The sequence below is a fragment of the Zafaria sp. Z1313 genome, from assembly GCF_050563205.1.
GTDB lineage: Bacteria > Actinomycetota > Actinomycetes > Actinomycetales > Micrococcaceae > JAZDCJ01.
The window spans coordinates 29,411-51,965 of record NZ_JBNWUK010000019.1 but is presented as its reverse complement, the minus strand read 5'-3'; the positions used below and the strand labels follow the sequence as shown (position 1 = coordinate 51,965).

Sequence of the window (22,555 nt, the reverse complement as noted above, 5' to 3'; positions counted from 1 at the left end):
CCATAGCTCGTTCATGTGCGGTGCGCGGCCGGAGCCGGCACGGCGATTCTGAAAGAATCGCTGAAGATGTGGCCATTGTCTCACCAAGCGCCACTGCTTGCACCCTAGCGACGCACCCGCTCCGCCACAAAGCACGTTGCGCCCTCGGCCCAGGCCCGCCCGGGGGATAGGCTGGGACGCGTTCACCACCCACTCACCCGCGGAGGACCCTTTCCATGCGCGTGCACATCGCCACGGACCATGCCGGTCTTGAACTGAGCGCCCACCTGGTGCGCCATTTGAGCGCCGCCGGCCACGACGTCGTCGACCACGGCCCCACGGCCTACGACCCCGAGGACGACTACCCGCGCTTTTGCATCAACGCCGCCCTCGCGGTCGTCGCCGACCAGGCGGCCGGCACCGAGGCCCTCGGGATCGTCCTCGGCGGCTCCGGCAACGGCGAGCAGATCGCGGCGAACAAGGTCGCCGGAGTCCGCGCGGCGCTGGCCTGGAACCTCGACACGGCGCGCCTGGCCCGCGAGCACAACGACGCGAACGTCATCGCCGTCGGCGGGCGCCAGCACCCGCTCGATGAGGCGACCGCGATCATCGAGGCCTTCCTCGCCGAGCCGTTCAGCAACGCGGAGCGCCACGTGCGCCGCATCGGCAAGATCGCCTCCTACGAGGCCACGGGCGAGGTCCCCGCCGAGTAATGCCGGAGGGCCACTCGATCCACCGCCTCGCGCGGCAGTTCAACGACGTCTTCGCGGGGAGCCGGCTCCGGGTCTCGAGCCCGCAGGGCCGGTTCTCCGCCGACGCCCGGCGCGTGGACGGGCGGACGCTCGAATCCGCCGGGGCGCACGGGAAGATGCTGTTCCTCCGCTTCGACAACGACCTCACGCTGCGCGTGCACCTGGGGCTCTACGGGGCCTGGGACTTCGGCGGCGACGAGGGCTTCCGCGGCGCCTCCTCGATCGGGGCGCCGCGCCGCGTGGGGGAGCGGGAGGCGTACGACGACGGGGCCCCCGTCCCGTACGCGGGCCCGCCGGAGCCCGTGGGGCAGGTCCGCGCCCGGCTCGAGTCCGGGCACGGATGGGCGGACCTGCGGGGGCCGAGCGCCTGCGAGGTGCTCGACGACGCCGGCGTGGCCGCCGTGCTGGGGCGCCTCGGTCCGGACCCGCTCGGGCCGGCCCCGGATGATGCGGTTGCCGGCGCGGCGGCGCTGCCGGTTCCCGTCTGGGACGATCCGCGGGCGGAGTTCGCGCGCCGGCTCGTCCGCCGCGCCACGCCCGTGGCCGTGCTGCTCATGGAGCAATCCGTCATCGCCGGCGTCGGAAACATCTACCGCGCCGAGGCCCTGTTCCGGGAGCGGATGGACCCCTGGGCCACCGGGCGGCAGGCAGGCGTCGACGCGGCGCGGCGGCTCTGGGACGACCTCGCGTCGATCATGGCCGACGGTGTCCGCGACGGCCGGATCATCACCACGCGTCCCGGGGACCGCTCCGGCGCGGCGCCGGTCTGGCCGGACGACGCCTACTACGTCTACCAGCGCCAGGGACTGGGCTGCAGGGTCTGCGGTACGGGGATCGCCCTGGCCGAGATCGCCTCCCGCAAGCTCTACTGGTGTCCCGCGTGCCAGGGGCGGGAAGGGCGCGCGTAGGCGTCGGTTCCGGACGGCGGATTGCGGACCGGGGGTCGGCTCGTGCTAAAGTCTCAACGTCCTCGGGGATGTAGCTCAATGGTAGAGCCTCAGTCTTCCAAACTGATTACGCGGGTTCGATTCCCGTCATCCCCTCGCGTCGCGAAGGCGGACCGGCCGCGGCCGGTCCGCCTTCCGCGTCTGATTAGTCGTAGCGCGGCCGTTCTGCGTAAACTGGCAGCTGCACTAATCGGGGTGTAGCTCAGCTTGGCTAGAGCGCGCGCTTTGGGAGCGTGAGGTCGCAGGTTCAAATCCTGTCACCCCGACTCTGCCCACCATCGATCCCATCCTCAGGAGTACCACAGCTGTGAAGAGCGCCGTCGAAAACCTCTCCCCGACCCGGGTCAAGCTCAACGTCGAGGTTCCGCTCGACGAACTCCAGCCGAGCATCGACGCCGCGTACAAGACCATCGCACAGCAGATCCAGGTGCCGGGCTTCCGCAAGGGCAAGGTGCCCAACGTGCTGATCGACCAGCGCGTCGGACGCGGCTACGTCCTCGAGACGGCCGTGAACGAGGGCATGAACGGCTTCTACCAGGAGGCCGTCCGCGAGGCCGACATCGTCCCGCTGTCCCGTCCCGAGGTGGAGATCACCGAGGTGCCCGAGGGCGACGCCGGCCAGCTCGCCTTCCACGCCGAGATCGACATCCGGCCTCAGATCGAGCTCCCGGACTACGCCGGCCTCGAGGTCCAGGTCGACGCGGCATCGGCGTCCGACGAGGATGTCCAGAAGCAGCTCGACGAGCTGCGCGGACGCTTCGGCACGCTCAAGGCCGTCGAGCGCCCCGCCGCCGACGCCGACTTCATCACGATCGACCTCAAGGCGACCATCGGCGACGAAGAGGTCGACTCCGCGACGGGCCTGTCCTACCAGGTCGGTTCCGGCACGATGCTCGAGGGCCTCGACGAGGCCGTGACCGGCCTGTCCGCCGGCGAGGACGCCGTCTTCGAGTCCACGCTGGCCGGTGGCGAGCGCTCGGGCGAGACCGCCCAGGTCAAGGTCGCCGTCTCGGCCGTCAAGGAGCGCGAACTCCCCGAGGCCGACGACGAGTTCGCCCAGCTGGCCTCCGAGTTCGACACGATCGCCGAGCTCAACGAGGACCTCGCCAAGCAGGCGGCCGACGCCAAGGTCGTCGAGCAGGGCGTGCAGGCGCGCGACCTCGTCCTCGACAAGCTCGTCGAGCTCATCGAGGTCCCGGTCCCCGGTTCCATCGTCGACGAGCAGGTCGAGCAGCACTTCGCCCAGGGCGGCCACACCGAGGGCGAGGAGCACGACACCGAGGAGCACCGCGCCGAGGTCCGCGCCAACGCCGAGCGCGCCTTCAAGAACGAGGTCATCCTCGACAAGATCGCCGAGAAGGAAGAGGTCGGCGTCGAGCAGTCCGAGCTCATCGACTACATCGTCCAGACCGCGAGCCAGTACGGCATGGACCCGAACCAGTTCGCCCAGATGCTCGACGGCGCCGGCCAGGTGCCGATGATGATCGGCGAGGTCCGCCGCCGCAAGGCGCTCGCCAAGGTCCTCGAGCTGGCCAAGGTCACCGACTCCGAGGGCAACGAGGTCGACCTCAGCAGCTTCGTCCGCCCGGCCGGCGAAGAGGCCTCGGCCTCCTCCGCGAGCTCCGCCTCGTCGGCTTCCTCCGCCTCCGCCTCCTCGGCCGAGTAGGAAACGCAGCGCAACGCCGCTCGGCGGGACCCTTCGGGGCTCCCGCCGAGCGGCGTTTAAGCGGCCGGTGAACGCGCGGCGCGGACCACCATGCGCCCACAGCGAACAGCCCCGGCCGCACCGCGCCGAGGCGGTCCTCAGGCAGTAGTCTCATGGAAGGCAAGCGCCCACGGCGCCCCGGCGCAACGGCCGGAGGAGCACGGCACCACGGAGAGGTATTCGAGCATGTCCAAGGAATCCCGCACCCCCACCATGGCTTCGGTCGACCCGGCCAGCCGCGAGGACTACATCTACAACCGGCTGCTCAAGGAGCGGATCATCTGGCTCGGCACCGAGGTCGCCGACGAGAACGCCAACGCGATCTGCTCGCAGCTGCTGCTCCTGTCCGCGGAGGACCCGGACAAGGACATCTACCTCTACATCAACTCCCCGGGCGGTTCCATCACCGCCGGCATGGCGATCTACGACACGATGAACTACATCCCCAACGACGTCGTCACGGTCGCCACGGGACTCGCCGCGTCGATGGGGCAGTTCCTGCTCTCCTCCGGCACGAAGGGCAAGCGCTACGCGACCCCCAACGCACGCATCCTCATGCACCAGCCCTCGGGCGGCATCGGCGGCACCGCCTCCGACATCCGCATCCAGGCCGAGCTGATCCTGCACATGAAGAAGGTCATGTCCGAGCTCACGGCCGAGCAGACGGGCCAGGATCTCGAGACCATCCTGCGCGACAACGACCGGGACAAGTGGTTCACGGCCCAGGAGGGCCTCGAGTACGGATTCTTCGACCACATCGCCCAGAACTCGCACTCCGTCTCCGGCGGCGGCGGAGTGAAGCAGTAGCGGCGAGCCCGTCCCGACCCCTTAGATCCCCACAGGAGAACACCATGAACGCCAACGGCATCGGAACCGCCGGGCAGCTGCCGACCGCCCGCTACATCCTTCCCCAGTTCGAGGAGCGCACGCCCTACGGCTTCAAGCGCCAGGATCCCTACGCGAAGCTCTTCGAGGACCGGATCGTCTTCCTGGGCTCGCAGGTCGACGACGCCTCGGCCGACGACGTGATGGCCCAGCTGCTCGTCCTCGAGTCCATGGATCCGGAGCGCGACATCACGCTGTACATCAACTCCCCGGGCGGTTCCTTCACGGCCATGACCGCCATCTACGACACGATGCAGTTCATCCGTCCCGAGGTGCAGACCGTCTGCCTCGGCCAGGCGGCCAGCGCGGCGGCCGTTCTGCTCTCGGCCGGGGCCCCCGGCAAGCGGCTCGCCCTGCCCAATGCACGCGTCCTGATCCACCAGCCCGCCATGGGCGGGGGAGAGCGCGGCACCGCGACGGATCTGCAGATCCAGGCAGAGGAGGTCATGCGCATGCGGACCTGGCTCGAGACCACGCTCGCCGCCAACAGCAACAAGACGGCGGAGGAGGTCGGCATCGACATCGAACGCGACCTCTACATGACGGCCGAGGACGCCAAGGTCTACGGCCTGATCGACGAGGTGCTGACGCCGCGCAAGATCAAGCCACAGGCCGTCGGCAGCTAGCCCTCCGCACCGCCGGGCCCTGCGAAATGTTGCAGCATGGGCCCGGCGGTGACCCAAACCGTCGGGTCGCTGACTTACAGTTGAAGAAGTCCCGCAGCGGCGCCCCACCGGGCGTGGCGCGGGCAACGGGCGGGCCGCCCTGACGGACCGCCATCGCGCGGCGCGACGACTGCACCGCGCGGAGTCGTCGGTCCGTCCGGCGGCCGGGAGTGCCGACAGTAGGGAGAAGGTCGCAATGGCACGCATGGGTGAGAGCTCCGATCTGCTGAAGTGTTCCTTCTGCGGCAAGAGCCAGAAACAAGTGCGCAAGCTCATCGCAGGACCGGGCGTCTACATCTGCACCGAGTGCATCGAGCTCTGCAACGAGATCATCGACGAGGAGCTGGCCGAGGTCGAGGAGGGCGCGGAGTTCGAGCTGCCGCGGCCGCGCGAGATCTTCGACTCGCTCCAGGAATACGTGATCGGCCAGGAGGGCGCGAAGCGCTCGCTCGCCGTCGCCGTCTACAACCACTACAAGCGCATCCAGGCCGGGAACGTCCCCAAGCCGGCCTCGCTCAACGACAGCTCCCACCCCCTCGACGAGGTCGAGGTCGCGAAGTCCAACATCCTCCTGATCGGTCCCACGGGCTGCGGCAAGACCTACCTCGCCCAGACCCTGGCCCGCCGTCTCAACGTGCCGTTCGCCGTCGCCGACGCCACGGCCCTGACGGAGGCCGGCTACGTCGGCGAGGACGTGGAGAACATCCTGCTCAAGCTCATCCAGGCCGCGGACTACGACGTCAAGAAGGCCGAGCAGGGGATCATCTACATCGACGAGATCGACAAGATCTCGCGCAAGAGCGAGAACCCCTCCATCACGCGCGACGTCTCGGGGGAGGGCGTGCAGCAGGCCCTCCTGAAGATCCTCGAGGGAACGGTGGCCTCCGTGCCTCCGCAGGGCGGACGCAAGCACCCGCACCAGGAGTTCATCCAGATCGACACGACGAACGTCCTGTTCATCGTGGCCGGTGCCTTCGCCGGACTCGAGGAGATCATCGGCTCGCGGGCCGGACGCAAGGGAATCGGCTTCGGTGCGCCGTTGACGCACCTCAAGGCCGAGGCCGCGTCGTACTCGGACGTGCGGCCGGAGGACCTGCTCAAGTTCGGCCTGATTCCCGAGTTCATCGGGCGCCTCCCGGTCATCACCACGGTCGAGAAGCTCGACCGCCCCGCGCTCATCGAGATCCTCACGGAGCCGAAGAACGCCCTCGTGAAGCAGTACCAGAAGATGTTCAGGATCGACGGCGTCGAGCTCTGCTTCGAACAGGACGCGCTGGAGGCCATCGCGGACCTCGCCCTGGAACGGGGTACCGGTGCGCGGGGGCTCCGCGCCATCCTCGAGGAGGTGCTCGGCCCCGTGATGTTCGAGCTGCCGGGCCGCGAGGACATCGCGGAGGCCGTCGTCACCGCGGAGGTCGTCGCGGGGAAGGCCGAGCCCACGCTGATCTCGCGCCAGGTGGCCGCGAAGCGCCGCAACAAGTCGGCCTAGACCAGGCCGTTCCGCATCCTCGACACCCATCCCGGCACACGCCTGCCACGAAGGAGCAACTCGATGAGCACGACCACCGTCGGTTTCTGGTTCGACCCGATCTGCCCGTTCGCGTGGGCCACCTCGCGCTGGATCCTGGAGGTCGAGAAGGTCCGGCCCATCGGCGTCGAATGGAACGTCATGAGCCTGTCGATGCTCAACGAGGGGCGCGATCTGCCCGAGGACTACCGCCGCATGATGGACGACTCCTGGGGTCCCGTCAGGGTTGTTGCCGCCACCGGCCAGCAGCACGGACAGGAGGCCGTCGCCCGCCTCTACACGGCGATGGGACGGCTCATCCACCACGAGCAGGTCAAGGACCGCGCCGAGGTCATCACCCGCGCGCTCGAGGACGCGGGCCTGCCGGCCACGTTGGCCGATGCCGCCGCCACGGACGAGTTCGACGCGGTGCTGCGGGCCTCGCACGACTCGGGGATCAACCAGGTCGGCCAGGACGTCGGCACACCCATCCTCTCGCTCAACGGCACGGCCTTCTTCGGCCCGGTCATCACGCGCGTTCCCCGCCGCGAGGAGGCGGGCCGGCTCTTCGACGCGGCCGTCGCGCTCGCCTCCTACCCGCACTTCTTCGAGCTCAAGCGCTCGCGCACCGAGAGCCCGGAGTTCGACGGCTAGCGCCAGGCGGCACCGAATCCCGGCTCGCCCCAGGAGTCAAGGCCACGCGCCCATGGGAAACCCCGGGCGGCGCGCCGTGGACCCTCCAAATCCCCGCACGGGCCTTGCGATGCGACGCGGCCCGGCGTAGAACTGTGGGTACGCATCACCAGACAATGCGTGGTCACGAACCACATCCGCAGTGACGGAACGAAGGCATCGCCTTCCAACCGACCGCAGGTAACGAGGCGGAAAGACCTGCAGGAGACGGATCGGGACCGGCTACCGGAATCAATCGGTCGTTACCCGGCAGCCAATGAGTCGAAGCCCCTCCGACGCGGAAACGCCGAAGGGGCTTCCCCTCGTGGTGATCCTCTAGCGCGGTGCGGGCTCCTCGGCGGGAGCCAGCTCGACGCCGCCGACCGTCAGCTCGCCGTCGGCCACGATGAGCGTGAGGTCGCGGGCGTTCCCTGCGGCCAGGAGGTCGCCCAGGCCCGCGCGCAGCTGCTCGATCTGGGCGGCCGGCGCCGAGATGGTCCCGGCGACAACCTCGGTGCGCTGCTTGACCTTCGCCTCCGACTTCGCCTTCCTGATCCCACCGAGCGCGGAGCCGACGGTCGGCAGGACGCCGGGGTCGGCCCCCTCGAGCGCGGCGGCGAGGTGAGCCGACGTCGGCCAGGCAGCCCGGTGCACGGAACCCTCACGCCACCAGCCCCAGACCTCGTCCGTCGCGAACGGCAGGAACGGTGCGAAGAGGCGCAGCACGGCGTCGAGGGTCGTGGCCAGCGTCGCGAGGACGCTCGCCTGCTCCTCGGGACCGCGGGCACCGTACGCACGGTCCTTGACGAGCTCGACGTAGTCGTCGGTGAAGGACCAGAAGAAGGACTCCACGAGGTCCAGCGCCCGCGCGTAGTCGTACGACTCGAGCGCGCGCGAGGCGTCGTCGATCACCGTGGACAGGCGCGCGAGGAGCGAACGGTCCAGGCCGTTGACGACGACCTCCGCCGCGCCGTCGAGGACGTCGGAGCTCGTCGCGCCCAGGTTGAGCACGAACTTCGAGGCGTTGAGGATCTTGATCGCCAGGCGGCGGCCGATCTTCATCTGCGCGATCTCGTAGGCGGTGTCCGCCCCGAGCTTCGCGGAAGCGGCCCAATAGCGCACGGCATCGGCGCCGAACTCGTTCAGCACGTCGGTGGGGACCACCACGTTGCCCTTGGACTTGGACATCTTCTTCCGGTCCGGATCGAGGATCCAGCCGGAGATCGCCGCGTGCTTCCACGGCGCGCAGCCGTGCAGGGCGTCGCCGCGCACCGCGGTCGAGAAGAGCCACGTGCGGATGATGTCGTGCCCCTGGGGGCGCAGGTCGAACGGGAAGACCTTCGCGAAGAAGTCCTCGTCCCGGCTCCAGCGGCCCACGATCTGCGGCGTCAGGGAGCTCGTCGCCCAGGTGTCGAGGACGTCGGCATCGCCGGTGAACCCGCCGGGGACGTCGCGCTGGGCCTCGTCATAGCCCGGTGCCGCGTCGGCGGCCGGATCGACCGGCAGCTGCTCCTCCGAGGGCAGGATCGGGTGCTCGTAGTCGGGGTCGCCGGCCGCGTCCAGCGGATACCAGACCGGGACCGGCACGCCGAAGAAGCGCTGCCGGGAGACGAGCCAGTCGCCGTTGAGTCCCTCGACCCAGTTCGTGTAGCGCGAGCGCATGAACCCGGGGTGGAACTCGATCTCCTTGCCGCGGCCGACCAGGCGCTCGCGACGGTCCTCGTCACGGCCGCCGTTGCGGATGTACCACTGGCGGGAGGTGACGATCTCGAGGGGCTTGTCGCCCTTCTCGAAGAAGTTCACCGGGTGGCTGATCTTCTTCGGTTCGCCGTCGAGCAGCCCTGCCTCGCGGAGCAGCTCGACGACCGCCTCCTTCGCGGAGAACACGGTCTTGCCGGCGATCGCGGCGTAGGCCTCGCGGCCGGCCTCGCTCGTGATCCACTCGGGCGTCTCGGCCGTCACGCGGCCGTCACGGCCGATGATGGCCCGGGTCGGCAGGTCCAGCTCGCGCCACCACGTGACGTCGGTGAGGTCGCCGAACGTGCAGACCATGGCGATGCCCGAGCCCTTGTCCGCCTTCGCGAGCGGATGCGCGCGGACCTCGACCTCGACCCCGAAGACGGGGGAGACGACCTTCTGGCCGAAGAGCGGCTGGTACCGCTCGTCGTCTGGATGCGCGACGAGGGCCACGCAGGCGGCCAGAAGCTCCGGGCGGGTCGTCTCGATGTGGATCTGCGTGCCGTCGGCCGCGGTGAACGGGTAGCGGTAGTACGCCCCCGGCATCTCGCGGTCCTCGAGCTCGGCCTGGGCGACCGCGGTGCGGAACGTCACGTCCCACAGGGTCGGCGCCTCGGCCATGTAGGCGTCTCCGGCGGAGAGGTTGGTGAGGAAGGCGCGCTGGGAGACGGCCCGGGAGACGTCGTCGATGGTCCGGTAGGTCAGGTCCCAGTCGACCGAGAGGCCGAGCGTCGTGAAGAGGTGCTCGAAGACCTTCTCGTCCTCCACCGCGAGCTGCTCGCACAGCTCGATGAAGTTCCGGCGCGAGACGACGTCCCAGTCGCGCTGGTTCTTCGCCGGCTGGGCCGGGGGAGCGTAGTCCGGGTCGTAGGGGGTCTTCGGATCGCAGCGCACGCCGTAGAAGTTCTGGACGCGGCGCTCGGTCGGCAGGCCGTTGTCGTCCCAGCCCATCGGGTAGAAGACGTTCTTTCCGCGCATGCGCTGGTAGCGGGCCAGAACGTCGGTCTGCGTATAGGAGAACATGTGCCCCACGTGCAGCGAACCCGACGCCGTGGGAGGGGGAGTGTCGATCGAGTAGACCTGATCGCGCGTCGTCTCGGGATCGAAGCGGTAGGTTCCCGCGGTGCGCCACGCGGCGGACAGGCGCTCTTCGAGGCCTTCCAGGGCGGGCTTGTCGGGGACGGAAACGGGTGAGGGCGTGTCTGTGCCCAAGGAGTTCTCAGCCATGGGTTCCATTCTTCCATGCCGGGACACGCCGGGCCGCCGTACCATGGGGCGCATGGGCACCATCCGACTCCTGCGCGCCTACGATCCGCCCGACGGCGGCTACCGCGTCCTCGTCGACCGGCTCTGGCCGCGCGGACTGGCGAAGGCCGACGCGCACCTCGACGACTGGGCCAAGGACGCGGCCCCGTCCCACGAACTGCGCCGCTGGTTCCACGCGGGCGGGTCCTTCGACGGGTTCCGGGAGCGCTACCTGCACGAGCTCCATGCCGGTCCGGCCGCGGAGGGTGCCGAGCGTCTGCGTGGACTCGTCCGGGAGCACGAGGACGTCGTGTTCGTCTACGCCGGTCGGACGACCGGGCCCAACCACGCCACGGTGTTACGCGACGACATCGTCGACGCGGCGGGCGGGGGACGCCCCGAATAGGCTGGGCTCCATGGAAACCCCTGCCTCCACCACGCCCCCGTCCGCCCTTGTCACCGGCGCCAGTACCGGCATCGGCGAGGCGACCGTCCGCCTGCTGGCCTCCCGCGGCTGGACCGTCTTCGCCGCGGCCCGCCGCGCCGAGCGCCTCGAGTCCCTCGCCGCCGAGACGGGCTGCCTGCCGGTCCCTGCCGATATCTCGGAGGACGACGACGTCGCGCGCCTGCTCGATGCCGTCGCCTCGGGCGGCGGCATCGACACGCTCGTGAACATCGCCGGAGGGGCCCGCGGCGTGGAGGCCGTCGGCTCCGCCGTGACGGAGGACTGGGAGTGGATGTACCGGGTCAACGTCCTGGGGACGATGAAGCTCACGCGGGCCTTCCTCCCGATGCTGCGTGCCACCGGCCGCGGAACGGTCCTGAACCTGACGTCCACGGCCGCGCTCGTCTCCTACGAGGGCGGGGGCGGATACAACGCCGCGAAGGCGGCCGAGCGCGCCATGACGGCCGCGTTGCGCCTCGAGGAGGCCGAACACAACATCCGCGTCGTCGAAGTGCTGCCCGGCATGGTCCACACCGAGGAGTTCTCCCTCCAGCGCCTCGGCGGGGACCGCGAGCGGGCCGAGAAGATCTACGAAGGCGTGGAGAAGCCCCTGACCGCAGAGGACATCGCGGACATCATCGCCTACGCCGTGTCCGTCCCCCACCACGTCAACCTCGACGAGATCGTCGTCCGGCCCGTCGCGCAGGCGGCGGCGCACAAGGTGATCCGGCGGCTTCCGTGACGGGCCCGACCCGCCACGTCGTCGCGTGCGCCCACGGCACCGACAACCCCGAGGGGCGCCGGCTCATCGACGGCCTCCGGGCCGAGCTCCAGCGCCGGCTCGCTGATCACGAGCCGGCGATCGTGGTCCACGAGGCCTACGTTGACGTGCAGGATCCCCGGCTGACCGGGGTCCTGGCCGGCTTGCCGGCGGGCGAGCCCGCCGTCGTGGCGCCCCTGCTGCTGTCCGAGGGATTCCACACCCGGGTCGACATCGCCGAGGCGGTCGCCGCCCGCCCGGCAACGGCGGCCGTCGCGCCGATCGGTGCGCAGCAGGACCTGGCCCGGGTGCTCGCCGAACGGATCCGCGCGGCGGGTTGGGCGGAGGGCGACGCCGTCGTCCTCGCCTCCGCCGGCACCCGCGAGCCCAGGGGGCAGGAGCAGGCCCGCGAGGCCGCCGTGCTCCTGTCCAGACAGCTCGGCGTCCCCGTCACGGCGGCATTCTGCTCGGCGACCGAACCCCGCGTCGCCGACGCGGTCGCCGCGGCCCGGGCCGCGGGGGCGTCCCGCGTCGGGGTGGCGTCCTACCTCCTGGCCCCCGGCTTCTTCCACGACCGCCTGGCCGGGAGCGGCGCCGACTACGTGTCCAATCCGCTGCTTCCCTCGGTCATGATCGCGAAATGTGTCGTCGAAAGACTTCATGAAGCGGGGCACCTGCTCCCGCGGGACACCGAATGAGTCCCCGTGTGACCACGTGACCGATTGGGTCGGACGGCGTTCGGGGCGGGGCGGGCGGCGTCCCTAGGCTCACTGCCATGACTCAGGCAACCGAGACTCCCTCCCGCCCACGGCCCGCCCGGCCGGCCGCCAAGCCGCACGGGCAGTGGAAGATCGACGGCACCGAGCCGCTGAACTCCAACGAGACCCTCAAGCAGGCCGACAACGGGCTCAACGTCCGCGAGCGCATCGAGCAGGTCTATGCGCACGAGGGCTTCGACTCGATCGATCCCGACGACCTCCACGGCCGCTTCCGCTGGTGGGGCCTCTACACGCAGCGCAAGCCCGGGATCGACGGCGGCCGGACCGCGACGCTCGAGCCGCACGAGCTCGAGGACCGCTACTTCATGCTCCGCGTCAGGATCGACGGCGGCGCCCTGGACCTCGAGCAGCTGCGCGCCATCGCCGGCATCTCCCGGGACTTCGGCCGCGACACCGCCGACGTCACCGACCGGCAGAACATCCAGCTGCACTGGATCGACGTCGTCGACGTCCCCGAGATCTGGCGCCGGCTCGAAGCCGTCGGGCTGAGCACCACCGAGGCCTGCGGCGACGTCCCGCGCGTCGTCCTCGGCTCGCCCGTCGCCGGGATCGCGGCGGACGAGATCCTCGACCCGACGCCGGCCATCCGCGAGATCACCGAACGCTTCGTCGGCGACCCGGAGCTGGCCAACCTGCCGCGCAAGTTCAAATCCGCGATCACGGGCCATCCCTCGCTCGACGTCGTCCACGAGATCAACGACATCTCCCTCGTCGGCGTGCGGCACCCGGAGCTCGGCCCCGGCTACGACCTCTGGGTCGGCGGCGGACTGTCCACGAACGCCCGGCTGGCCGAGCGCCTCGGCGTGTTCGTCGCGCCGGAGCGGGCGGCCGAGGTCTGGCATGGGGTGATCCGGATCTTCCGCGACTACGGCTACCGCCGGCTGCGCAACAAGGCCAGGCTCAAGTTCCTCATGGCCGACTGGGGGCCGGAGCGCTTCCGCACGGTCCTCGAGGAGGAATACCTCGGCTACCGCCTGCCCGACGGTCCCGCCCCCGAGCCCGCGAGCGAACCCGGCGACCACGTCGGAATCCACGAGCAGAAGGACGGGCTGAACTACATCGGGGCGGCCCCGCAGGTCGGCCGCCTGTCCGGCACGCTCCTCTCCGAGCTCGCCGACCTCATGGAGAAGTACGGCTCCCGGCGCCTGCGCACCACGCCGCACCAGAAGCTCGTCGTCCTCGACGTGCCCGCCGACCGGGCGGAGGAAGCGGCGGCGGACCTCGACGCGCTCGGCCTGTCCACCCGCCCCTCGCTGTTCCGCCGCTCGGCGATCGCCTGCACCGGGATCGAGTTCTGCAAGCTCGCCATCGTCGACACCAAGGACACGGCGATCGGCGCGGTCCGGGAACTGGAGCGCCGCTTCGAAGAACGGCCCGCGGCGCGCCCACCCCGTTCCCTCAGCCTGCACGTGAACGGCTGCCCCAACTCCTGCGCGCGCATCCAGACCGCGGACATCGGCCTCAAGGGCCAGCTGTTGCCGGACGGCGACGGCGGGCAGGTCCCCGGCTTCCAGGTGCACCTGGGCGGCGGGCTCGCGTCCTCGGAGCGCGAGGAGGCCGGCCTCGGCCGCACGGTGCGCGGCCTGAAGGTCGCGGCCACGGAGCTTCCGGACTACGTCGAGCGCCTCACGCGGCGCTACGGGGAGACAGCCCAGGACGGCGAGAGCTTCGCCGCGTGGGCGCACCGCGTGGACGACGAGGAGCTGTCATGAGCGCCCGGGAACTGCTGACGGGGCGGCCCTCCGAGGCCCTTGATCGTGATCGCGCCCTCGCGGCCCGGGGCGCCGAGGTGCTCGGCTGGGACGCCCCCGCCGAAGAGGTGATCGCGTGGGTCGCCGGGCACTTCGCCACGAGCGAGGCCGCCGTCGCCTGCTCGATGGCGGACGCCGTGCTGCCGGCCCTCGTCGCCGACCGCCTGCCCGGGGTCGACGTCTTGTTCCTGGAGACGGGCTACCACTTCACCGAGACCCACGCCGCCCGCGACGAGGTGGCCGAGGCCCTGGACGTGAACATCGTCGAGGTGCTGCCGCGGCAGAGCGTCGCCGAGCAGGATGCCGAACACGGGCCCCGCCTGCACGAGCGGAACCCGGGTGAGTGCTGCCGCCTGCGCAAGATGGAACCGCTTGCGCGCGCGCTGAAGGGCTATCGCGTCTGGTTCACCGGGGTCCGGCGGGAGGAGGCCCCGACCCGGGTCGACACCCCGCTCGTGACGTGGGACGAGGCCCACGGCCTCGTCAAGGTCAACCCGCTTGCCGGGTGGAGCTTCGAGCAGCTCGTCTCCTACGCGGGGGAGCATCAGGTCCCCGTGAACCTCCTCCTGGCGCATGGATACCCGTCGATCGGCTGCGCCCCCTGCACGCGGCCCGTGGCCCCCGGCGAGGACCCGCGCTCAGGCCGCTGGGCGGGCCTGAACAAGACCGAGTGCGGCATCCACCGGTGACGGGGTCCTCCACGGCACCGGCCACGACCGCCCGGAAGCCGAGCACCGGGCACACCACACCACACCACGAGCAAGGAGCACGCCCCATGAGTGCCACGACCATTGTGGAACACCCCGCGGCCCCGGCCGCCCGGTCCGGGACACGCGACGTCCTGGACCTGCTGGAGGCCGAGTCCATCCACATCCTGCGCGAGGTCGTCGCCGAGTTCGAGCGTCCGGCGATGCTGTTCTCCGGCGGCAAGGACTCCGTCGTGATGCTGCACCTCGCGGCCAAGGCGTTCCATCCGGGGCGCATCCCCTTTCCCGTCGTCCACGTCGACACGGGCCACAACTTCCCCGAGGTGCTGGACTTCCGCGACCGCACGGTCGAGCGCCTCGGCCTGCGCCTCGTCGTCGCGAGCGTCCAGGAGTACATCGACCGCGGCGAGCTGCGCGAGCGCGCCGACGGGACGCGGAACCCGCTGCAGACCACCCCGCTCATCGACGCCATCAACGACCACCGCTTCGACGCCGTCTTCGGCGGGGCCCGGCGCGACGAGGACAAGGCCCGGGCCAAGGAGCGCATCCTGAGCCTGCGCGACGAGTTCGGCCAGTGGGACCCGCGCAACCAGCGCCCGGAGCTGTGGAACCTCTACAACGGACGCCACGCACCGGGCCGGCACGTCCGTGCCTTCCCGATCAGCAACTGGACGGAACTGGACATCTGGCGCTACATCGAGCGCGAGGGCATCGAGCTTCCGCCGCTGTACTACGCCCACGAGCGGGAGGTCTTCGAGCACGACGGGATGTGGCGCGCCGTGGGAGAGTTCAGCCGGCCGGGGGAGGGCGTGGCCGTCACGCGGCGAACCGTCCGCTACCGCACCGTCGGCGACATGTCCTGCACCGGTGCCGTGCTGTCGGAGGCCTACACCGTGTCAGACGTCGTCCACGAGGTCGCCGCCTCCACCCTGACCGAGCGTGGGGCCACGCGAGCGGACGACCGCATCTCCGAGGCGGCCATGGAAGACCGCAAGAAAGAAGGGTACTTCTAATGACGAACACCACGTTGGACACCGCCGCCACCCAGGCCCCCACCGGGGACCAGGTCTCCGGCCTGTTCCGCTTCGCCACCGCGGGCTCCGTCGACGACGGCAAGTCCACGCTCGTCGGGCGGCTGCTGCACGACGCGAAGGTCGTCCTCGCCGACCAGCTCGACGCCGTGGCCAAGGCGTCCGCCGACCGCGGCTTCGGCGGCGGCGACGGCACCCTGGACCTCGCACTGCTGACGGACGGCCTCCGCGCCGAACGCGAGCAGGGGATCACGATCGACGTGGCCTACCGCTACTTCAGCACGGGCCGCCGCTCCTTCATCCTCGCGGACTGCCCGGGCCACGTGCAGTACACCCGTAACACGGTCACGGGCGCCTCGACCGCGGATGCCGTCGTTGTCCTCGTCGACGCCCGCAAGGGCGTGCTCGAGCAGACCCGCCGCCACTTGAGCGTCACGGCACTGCTGCGCGTGCCGCACCTCGTCGTCGCCGTGAACAAGATCGACCTCGTGGACGACGGCGGAGGGCGCTTCGCGGCCATCGCCGAGGACGTCCTGCGGCTCGCCACGGCGCTGGGACTTCCGACGCCGCACGTCGTCCCGGTCTCCGCCCTCCGCGGCGACAACGTCGTCGAGCGCTCGGCGCTGACCCCCTGGTACCCCGGCCCGACCCTCCTCGAGCTGCTCGAAGGGCTGCCGACGGGCGACGCCGAAGAGGGCCTCAGCGGCGACTTCCGGCTCCCCGTCCAGCTCGTCGTCCGCCCCCAGAACGGCGTGGCTCCGGGAGTGGACCCCGCCGCCTACCACGACTACCGGGCCTATGCCGGCCAGATCGCCGCGGGCTCCGTCGCGGTCGGCGACACCGTGACCGTCGCGACGCCGGGACAGCCCCGGAGGACCACCCGCGTGACGGGCATCGAGGTCGCCGGAACGCCGCGTCCCGGCGCGTCGGCCCCGGACTCGGTCACCCTCACCTTGGCCGACGAGCTCGACGTGGCCCGGGGGGACACGATCGGGGCCGCGGGCACCCTCCCGGAGTCCGCCGGGCGCTTCGACGCGGACCTCTGCTGGCTCTCCTCGGACGCGCTCCGCCCCGGCGCCCGCGTCCTCGTCAAGCACGGCACCGCCGTCGTCCGCGCCCGGGTCACCGCCATCGCCGGCCGGGTCGACCTCGAGGACTTCACCCGGGTTCCGGCCGGGACCCTCGAACTGAACGACATCGGCCGCGTCTCGCTCCACCTCGCCTCCGAGCTTCCGCTGGAACCGTACGCGCAGCACCGGCGCACCGGCTCCTTCCTGGTGATCGATCCGCACGACGGCAACACCCTGGCGGCGGGCCTCGTCGCCTCGGCGTCTCCGCCGGCGGACGCGGGGGAGGCCGCATGAGCACCATCCGCTACACACCGGACGACGGCGACCGCCGCACGTCCCGCAGGGCCTTCCTGGCCGCGGGCGGCTCGGCGATCGGCCTGCTGGTCCTCGGCGCGGCCGCGACGACGACGATTCCCCGCCCGGGTGGGGCCGTGGCCACGGCCGCCGGCCCGGCCGAACGGCTCCGGCTCGGCTTCTTCGCGAACCTGACCCATGCCCCGGCCCTCGTGGGCACGGGCGACGGGATCTTCGCCGAGGTGCTCGGGGCCCAGGGGACCACGATCGAGGAGCACGTGTTCAACGCGGGTCCCGCCGCCGTCGAGGCACTCAACGCGGGCGCGATCGACGCGGCCTACCTCGGCCCCAACCCGGCGATCTCCGCCTACGTCTCCAGCGCCGGGACCGGCATCAGGATCCTCGCGGGGGCGGCGGCCGGCGGGGCGCAGCTCGTGGTCCGGCGGGGCCTGGACTCGCCCGAGGCGCTCCGGGGTGCGACCCTCGGCACCCCGCAGCTGGGCGGCACCCAGGACGTCGCCCTGCGCACCTGGCTCACGGAGAACGGGCTCGACGTGGACGTCCGCGGCGGCGCCGTGTCGATCACCCCGACGGGCAACGCCCAGACCTTCGAGCTGTTCCGTTCGGGCCAGCTCGACGGGGCGTGGCTTCCCGAGCCCTGGGCCTCCCGGCTCGTGCTCGAGGCGGACGCCGTCGTGCTCGTCGACGAGGCCGAGCTGTGGGACGGCAGCGAGACGGGGCAGGCCGGCCTGTTCCCGACGACGGTGCTCGCCGTGGGACAGGAGTTCGCCGCGCGCCACCCCGAGACGGTCGAGTCGCTCGTGGCCGCCCACGTGCGGGCGCTGACGTGGATCAACGGCACGTCCCGCGGGGAACTGCTCCCGATCCTCGACCGACGGCTGACGGAGACCGCGGGGGCCGGACTGGACGACGCCGTCATGGAACGCGCGCTGGACCACCTCACCTTCACCTCCGATCCCCTGAGCGGGGCCTTCCCCCGACTGCTCCAGGCGGGGGTCGACGCCGGCGTCACCGAACCGGGTGACCTCACAGGGCTGGTCGACGAGTCGGTCCTGCGTTCGGTCCTCGAACGGGGGGTGGGCGCATGAGCATCATCATCGAGTCGCTCGGCAAGGACTACGGCGCGGCTCCCGTGCTCGAGGACATCTCGACGACGATCGAGGACGGCGAGTTCGTGGCCGTCCTCGGAGCCTCGGGATGCGGCAAGTCGACCCTGCTCAACGTCATCGCCGGGCTCGAGCCGCCGAGCGCGGGCAGCGTCACCGTCCCCGAGGCCGGCGCCGCCCTGATGTTCCAGGACGCCGCCCTGCTGCCGTGGCTCACGGCCCGGGCCAACATCGAGCTGGCACTCGAGCTGCGGGGCCTCGGCCGCGCGGAGCGCCGCGAACGCGCAGAGGAGCTGCTCCGGCTCGTCCACCTGGGCGACGCGGGGGGCAAGCGCCCGCACGAGCTCTCCGGCGGCATGCGCCAACGTGCCTCGCTCGCCCGGGCGCTGGGCCAGGACCGGCCGATCCTGCTGATGGACGAGCCCTTCGCGGCCCTGGACGCCATCACGCGGGAACTACTGCACGACGAGTTGGAGCGCCTCTGGGAACTGCATCGGCGCACGGTCGTCTTCGTGACCCACAACGTGCGCGAGGCCGTCCGCCTCGGCCAGCGGATCCTGCTCCTGTCCTCCCGCCCCGGCCGCATCGCGGCCGAGTGGCGGATCGATCCCGGCGTACGGCGCGATCCTGCCGAGGCCGCTGTGCTGACCCGCACCATCACCGAACGACTGCGCGAGGAGATCCGGCAGCATGCACACTGAATCGAACACCGCCGTCCGCGACGCGGCACCGCCCCCTGCCCGGGACCACGACCCCGGGCTCGGCGAGGTCGAAGCCGGCCTGGACCGCCTCCAGACCACGCAGGAGAAGCCCCGGCGCCGCCTCGACTCCGTCCTGATCCCCCTGGGCACCGTGGCCGCGCTCCTGAGCATCTGGCAACTCGCCGCCTGGGCCGGGTCGCCGCGCGAGGACCTCTTCCCGGGACCCGTGCAGGTCCTCGGGGTCGCGGGGGAGCTCCTCGCCGACGGCCGCCTGACGGAGGCCGTCGCCACCTCGCTCAACCGCGGACTGCTCGGTTTCCTGCTGGCCCTGGCGATCGGCACGCCGGCCGGACTGCTGCTCGCCTCGTCCACGACGCTGCGCCGCGGCATCGGCCCGCTCGTCTCGGGCCTCCAGGTCCTGCCCAGCGTCGCCTGGGTCCCCGCCGCCATCATCTGGTTCGGCCTGACCGACGCGACCGTGTTCTTCGTGGTGGTCATGGGCGCGACGCCCTCGATCATCAACGGCTTCCTCTCCGGGGTGGACCACGTCCCGCCCCAGTACCGCCGGCTCGGCACGGTCCTCGGTGCGGGCCGCCTCCAGCAGCTGACCCGAATCGTGCTCCCCGCCGCCCTGCCCGGCTACCTCGCCGGCCTCAAGCAGGGGTGGGCCTTCTCGTGGCGTTCGCTCATGGCCGCCGAGATCATCGCCGTCGGCGGCAGCATCGGGTTCGGCCTCGGCTCGCTCCTGCAGCAGGGCCGGGAGCTCTCCCTCCTCGCCGTCGTCGTCGCCGCCATCCTCGCCATCCTCCTCGTCGGCATCGTCGTCGAGCTGCTCGTCTTCGGGCCGATCGAGCGCCGCCTGCTCCGCCGCCGCGGACTGACCCCGGGGAGCACCCGGTGACGCGGCGGGAACCGGAGCGTGGCCCGCACGGCGCGGCCCCGGCGCCGTCCTCCGACACCGCGGTCCACCCCCTCGCGCTGCGGCTGCGGGGCAAGGAGGTGGCCTGCGTCGGCGGAGGCCGCGTCGCCGAGCGGCGCATCGGGCAGCTGCTCGACGCGGGGGCGCTCGTGACGCTCATCGCGCCCGAGGCCACGGAGGCGCTCGCCCAGGCGGCGGCCGACGGGCGGCTGAGCTGGCTGCGCCGGCCCTACCGCCGGGGTGACCTGGCCGGCGCCTGGTTCGTCCATACCGCCACGGGCCTGCCCGCCGTCGACGCGGCCGTGTCCGAGGAGGCCGAGGAGCAGCGCACCTGGTGCGTCAACGCCTCCGACCACGAGCGCTCCAGCGCGTGGACGCCGGCCGTCGCGCGCGTCGGCGATGGCGTCACGATCGCGGTCACCGCCGGCGCGGACCCACGCCGCGCCGTCGGGCTCCGCAACGCCATCTCCCTGGCCGCCGACACGGGCCTGCTGCCCCTGCGCCGCAAGCGCACGCCCCGCGGCTCCGTGGCCCTGGTCGGCGGCGGGCCCGGCGATCCCGGGCTCATCACCGTCGCCGGACGGCGGCTCCTGGCCACGGCCGACGTCGTCGTCGCGGACCGGCTCGGCCCGCGGGAACTGCTCGAGGAGCTCGCCGCCGACGTGCGGATCATCGAGGTCGGCAAGGCCCCCGGCCACCACCTGGCCACGCAGCAGGAGATCAACGAACTACTCGTCGCCGAGGCCCGGGCGGGCCACAAGGTGGTCCGGCTCAAGGGCGGGGACCCCTACGTCCTCGGCCGCGGCGGCGAGGAGGAGGCGCATTGCCGAGCGCACGGGATCGAGGTCGAGGTCGTCCCGGGCGTGACGAGCGCCGTCTCCGTCCCGGCCGCCGCCGGCATCCCGGTCACCCATCGCGGCGTGGCCACCGGCTTCTCGATGGCCACGGGGCACGACGAGCTCGCCGAGCTCCCCGCGCGGCCGGACCACACCCTCGTCCTGCTCATGGGCGTCCGCCGCCTGGCCGACCATGCCCGGCTGCTCCGCCGCCGCGGGCTGCCGGCAGACACTCCGGTCGCCGTGATCGAGCGGGGCTGGATGCCCGGACAACGGGTCACGATCGACCGGCTCGACGCGATCGCCGAGACGGCCCGGGACGTCGGGGTCGCCAACCCCGCCGTCATCGTGGTCGGCGACGTCGTCCGTCTCAGCCCCCATGCCGCCGGGACGCCCTGCCACGCCTCCGCGCAGGCCATCCGGGCCTAAGCCACCCATCGCCCCCACGACTCCAAGGAACACCATGAGCCAGACCAACTCCACGGCCCTCCGTCCGCTCCGCGTCGCCATCATCGGCGCCGGCCCGGCGGGCGTCTACGCTGCCGACATCCTGACCAAGGCCGAGCGCGGCTTCGACCTCTCGATCGACCTGTTCGACCGCTATCCCGCACCGTACGGGCTGATCCGCTACGGGGTGGCGCCCGACCACCCGCGGATCAAGGGCATCGTCAAGGCCCTGCACAAGGTCCTGGACCGCGGCGACATCCGCTTCTTCGGCAACGTCGACTACGGCACGGACCTGCACCTCGACGACTTGCGGACCCACTACGACGCGGTGGTCTTCGCGACCGGGGCGATCCGGGACGCGGACCTGAACATCCCCGGGATCGAGCTCGAGGGCTCCTACGGGGCCGCGGACTTCGTGTCCTGGTACGACGGGCACCCGGACGTGGACCGGCACTGGCCGCTGCAGGCGCGCGAGGTCGCGGTGATCGGCAACGGCAACGTGGCCCTGGACGTGGCCCGGGTGCTCTCCAAGCACGCGGACGACCTGCTCTCCACGGAGATCCCGGCGAACGTGTACGAGGGGTTGAAGGCCTCCCCGGTCACGGACGTGCACGTCTTCGGCCGCCGCGGTCCGGCGCAGATCAAGTTCACCCCGCTGGAGCTGCGGGAACTGAGCCATTCGCGGGATGTGGACATCGTGCTCTACCCGGAGGACTTCGAGTTCGACGCGGCCTCGGACGAGGCGATCAAGACGAACAACCAGGTCAAGACCATGGTGAACACGCTCACGAACTGGCTCGTGGAAGAGCAGGACACGGGGGCCTCGCGGCGCCTGCACCTGCATTTCCTGCACAACCCGGTCGAGGTCCTGGGCGAGGACGGGCGGGTGTCCGGGCTGCGCTTCGAGCGCCAGGAGCTGGACGGCACGGGCAACGTGCGCGGTACGGGGGAGATCGTGGACTACCCGGTCCAGGCCGTGTACCGGGCGATCGGCTACTTCGGCTCCGCCGTCGACGGCGTGGGCTACGACGGTTCCACCGGGACCATCCCCAACGCGGGCGGGCGGGTCCTGGACGAATCCGGGCAGCCCGTGCCCGGGCTCTACGCCACGGGCTGGATCAAGCGCGGGCCCGTGGGCCTGATCGGCCACACCAAGGGCGACGCCCTCGAGACCATCACCCTCCTGCTCGAGGACGCCGCCTCGCTGGAACCGGCGACCGCACCCGAGGCGGAGGCCATCACGGGGCTCCTGGGCTCGCGCGGCGTCCGCTACACGACGTGGGAGGGCTGGCTGGCCCTGGACGCCCACGAGCGCGCGCTCGGCGAGGCGGCGGGCACGCTGCAGACCGAGGCAGGTCCCGTGACCCGCGAGCGCATCAAGGTGGTCCCGCGCGAGGACATGGTCGACGCCTCGACGCCGGCCGTGCGCGCTTAGCCGCGGGCCGGGCATCGGCTAGACTGGAGACCAACAGCGTCGACCCGGCCATCACCGGCGAGCTTCCGGAAGAACGGTGGGACCCCGCACGGGGTGCCGGCTACTAGAACCGGACGGGTAAGCCCGTCACAGCAGTCACGAAGCGGCGGCGCGCTCCCT

Annotated in this window: 20 protein-coding genes and 2 tRNA genes; 21 read left to right on the top strand and 1 reads right to left on the bottom strand. The window is 71.4% G+C overall.

What is annotated here, in order from left to right; genetic code table 11:
* The first annotated feature begins 215 nt into the window (after positions 1 to 215).
* The 9 genes from ACQ3I4_RS14205 to ACQ3I4_RS14165 all read left to right on the top strand — a co-directional run bounded on the left by ACQ3I4_RS14205 (position 216) and on the right by ACQ3I4_RS14165 (position 7,094).
* Positions 216 to 692, top strand: coding sequence for a ribose-5-phosphate isomerase (locus tag ACQ3I4_RS14205; protein WP_329860717.1), 477 nt, complete (start codon positions 216 to 218; stop codon positions 690 to 692).
* Positions 692 to 1,639 (top strand): Fpg/Nei family DNA glycosylase, encoded by a 948-nt coding sequence (locus ACQ3I4_RS14200; RefSeq protein WP_329860716.1) that lies wholly within the window; start codon positions 692 to 694, stop codon positions 1,637 to 1,639. Before ACQ3I4_RS14205 ends, ACQ3I4_RS14200 begins: the two co-directional genes overlap by 1 nt.
* Positions 1,640 to 1,703: 64 nt before the next feature.
* Positions 1,704 to 1,774 (top strand) — tRNA-Gly (locus tag ACQ3I4_RS14195).
* A gap of 95 nt (positions 1,775 to 1,869) precedes the next feature.
* Positions 1,870 to 1,944, top strand: a tRNA-Pro gene (locus ACQ3I4_RS14190).
* 41 nt (positions 1,945 to 1,985) lie between these two features.
* Positions 1,986 to 3,344 carry a trigger factor gene (gene tig / locus ACQ3I4_RS14185; RefSeq protein ID WP_329860715.1) on the top strand — a complete coding sequence of 453 codons (1,359 nt, stop codon included), beginning with the start codon at positions 1,986 to 1,988 and terminating at the stop codon, positions 3,342 to 3,344.
* A gap of 252 nt (positions 3,345 to 3,596) precedes the next feature.
* Positions 3,597 to 4,190, top strand: coding sequence for an ATP-dependent Clp protease proteolytic subunit (locus tag ACQ3I4_RS14180; RefSeq protein ID WP_329860764.1), 594 nt, complete (start codon positions 3,597 to 3,599; stop codon positions 4,188 to 4,190).
* Positions 4,191 to 4,234: 44 nt separating this feature from the next.
* Positions 4,235 to 4,894 (top strand): ATP-dependent Clp protease proteolytic subunit, encoded by a 660-nt coding sequence (locus ACQ3I4_RS14175; RefSeq protein WP_329860714.1) that lies wholly within the window; start codon positions 4,235 to 4,237, stop codon positions 4,892 to 4,894.
* 235 nt (positions 4,895 to 5,129) lie between these two features.
* The gene (clpX, locus tag ACQ3I4_RS14170; RefSeq protein ID WP_329860712.1) at positions 5,130 to 6,422 is read left to right on the top strand and encodes an ATP-dependent Clp protease ATP-binding subunit ClpX; all 1,293 of its coding nucleotides are present in this window, start codon (positions 5,130 to 5,132) and stop codon (positions 6,420 to 6,422) included.
* 63 nt (positions 6,423 to 6,485) lie between these two features.
* On the top strand, positions 6,486 to 7,094 hold the full coding sequence (locus tag ACQ3I4_RS14165; RefSeq protein WP_329860710.1) for a disulfide bond formation protein DsbA: 609 nt from the start codon (positions 6,486 to 6,488) through the stop codon (positions 7,092 to 7,094).
* 354 nt (positions 7,095 to 7,448) lie between these two features.
* Here the strand turns inward: ACQ3I4_RS14165 and valS are convergent, their stop codons facing one another.
* On the bottom strand, positions 7,449 to 10,076 hold the full coding sequence (gene valS, locus ACQ3I4_RS14160; protein ID WP_430633802.1) for a valine--tRNA ligase: 2,628 nt from the start codon (positions 10,074 to 10,076) through the stop codon (positions 7,449 to 7,451).
* A 52-nt stretch (positions 10,077 to 10,128) separates the two neighbouring features.
* Here valS and ACQ3I4_RS14155 point away from each other — a divergent pair, with 52 nt between their 5' ends.
* From ACQ3I4_RS14155 to ACQ3I4_RS14100, 12 genes are all read left to right on the top strand, one after another.
* A complete protein-coding gene (locus ACQ3I4_RS14155) occupies positions 10,129 to 10,500 on the top strand; it encodes a DUF488 domain-containing protein (protein ID WP_430633801.1) in 372 nt (123 codons plus the stop codon).
* A gap of 10 nt (positions 10,501 to 10,510) precedes the next feature.
* Positions 10,511 to 11,281 carry an SDR family oxidoreductase gene (locus tag ACQ3I4_RS14150; RefSeq protein ID WP_430633800.1) on the top strand — a complete coding sequence of 257 codons (771 nt, stop codon included), beginning with the start codon at positions 10,511 to 10,513 and terminating at the stop codon, positions 11,279 to 11,281.
* Positions 11,278 to 11,997, top strand: coding sequence for a sirohydrochlorin chelatase (locus ACQ3I4_RS14145; RefSeq protein WP_430633799.1), 720 nt, complete (start codon positions 11,278 to 11,280; stop codon positions 11,995 to 11,997). Before ACQ3I4_RS14150 ends, ACQ3I4_RS14145 begins: the two co-directional genes overlap by 4 nt.
* A gap of 77 nt (positions 11,998 to 12,074) precedes the next feature.
* A complete protein-coding gene (locus tag ACQ3I4_RS14140; RefSeq protein ID WP_329860705.1) occupies positions 12,075 to 13,790 on the top strand; it encodes a nitrite/sulfite reductase in 1,716 nt (571 codons plus the stop codon).
* Positions 13,787 to 14,518, top strand: coding sequence for a phosphoadenylyl-sulfate reductase (locus ACQ3I4_RS14135; RefSeq protein WP_329860703.1), 732 nt, complete (start codon positions 13,787 to 13,789; stop codon positions 14,516 to 14,518). Before ACQ3I4_RS14140 ends, ACQ3I4_RS14135 begins: the two co-directional genes overlap by 4 nt.
* 86 nt (positions 14,519 to 14,604) lie before the next feature.
* On the top strand, positions 14,605 to 15,549 hold the full coding sequence (cysD, locus tag ACQ3I4_RS14130) for a sulfate adenylyltransferase subunit CysD (protein WP_329860702.1): 945 nt from the start codon (positions 14,605 to 14,607) through the stop codon (positions 15,547 to 15,549).
* Complete coding sequence (locus ACQ3I4_RS14125) at positions 15,549 to 16,931, top strand: sulfate adenylyltransferase subunit 1 (protein ID WP_329860701.1); 1,383 nt, start codon at positions 15,549 to 15,551, stop codon at positions 16,929 to 16,931. The genes cysD and ACQ3I4_RS14125 overlap by 1 nt, the downstream gene beginning before the upstream one ends.
* On the top strand, positions 16,928 to 18,040 hold the full coding sequence (locus tag ACQ3I4_RS14120) for an ABC transporter substrate-binding protein (RefSeq protein ID WP_329860699.1): 1,113 nt from the start codon (positions 16,928 to 16,930) through the stop codon (positions 18,038 to 18,040). Before ACQ3I4_RS14125 ends, ACQ3I4_RS14120 begins: the two co-directional genes overlap by 4 nt.
* The gene (locus tag ACQ3I4_RS14115) at positions 18,037 to 18,759 is read left to right on the top strand and encodes an ABC transporter ATP-binding protein (RefSeq protein ID WP_430633798.1); all 723 of its coding nucleotides are present in this window, start codon (positions 18,037 to 18,039) and stop codon (positions 18,757 to 18,759) included. The genes ACQ3I4_RS14120 and ACQ3I4_RS14115 overlap by 4 nt, the downstream gene beginning before the upstream one ends.
* A complete protein-coding gene (locus ACQ3I4_RS14110; protein WP_329860697.1) occupies positions 18,749 to 19,660 on the top strand; it encodes an ABC transporter permease in 912 nt (303 codons plus the stop codon). The genes ACQ3I4_RS14115 and ACQ3I4_RS14110 overlap by 11 nt, the downstream gene beginning before the upstream one ends.
* Before the next feature lie 77 nt (positions 19,661 to 19,737).
* The gene (gene cobA, locus ACQ3I4_RS14105) at positions 19,738 to 20,943 is read left to right on the top strand and encodes a uroporphyrinogen-III C-methyltransferase (RefSeq protein ID WP_430633807.1); all 1,206 of its coding nucleotides are present in this window, start codon (positions 19,738 to 19,740) and stop codon (positions 20,941 to 20,943) included.
* Positions 20,944 to 20,977: 34 nt separating this feature from the next.
* Positions 20,978 to 22,396 (top strand): FAD-dependent oxidoreductase, encoded by a 1,419-nt coding sequence (locus tag ACQ3I4_RS14100; RefSeq protein WP_430633797.1) that lies wholly within the window; start codon positions 20,978 to 20,980, stop codon positions 22,394 to 22,396.
* Positions 22,397 to 22,555: the final 159 nt, after the last annotated feature.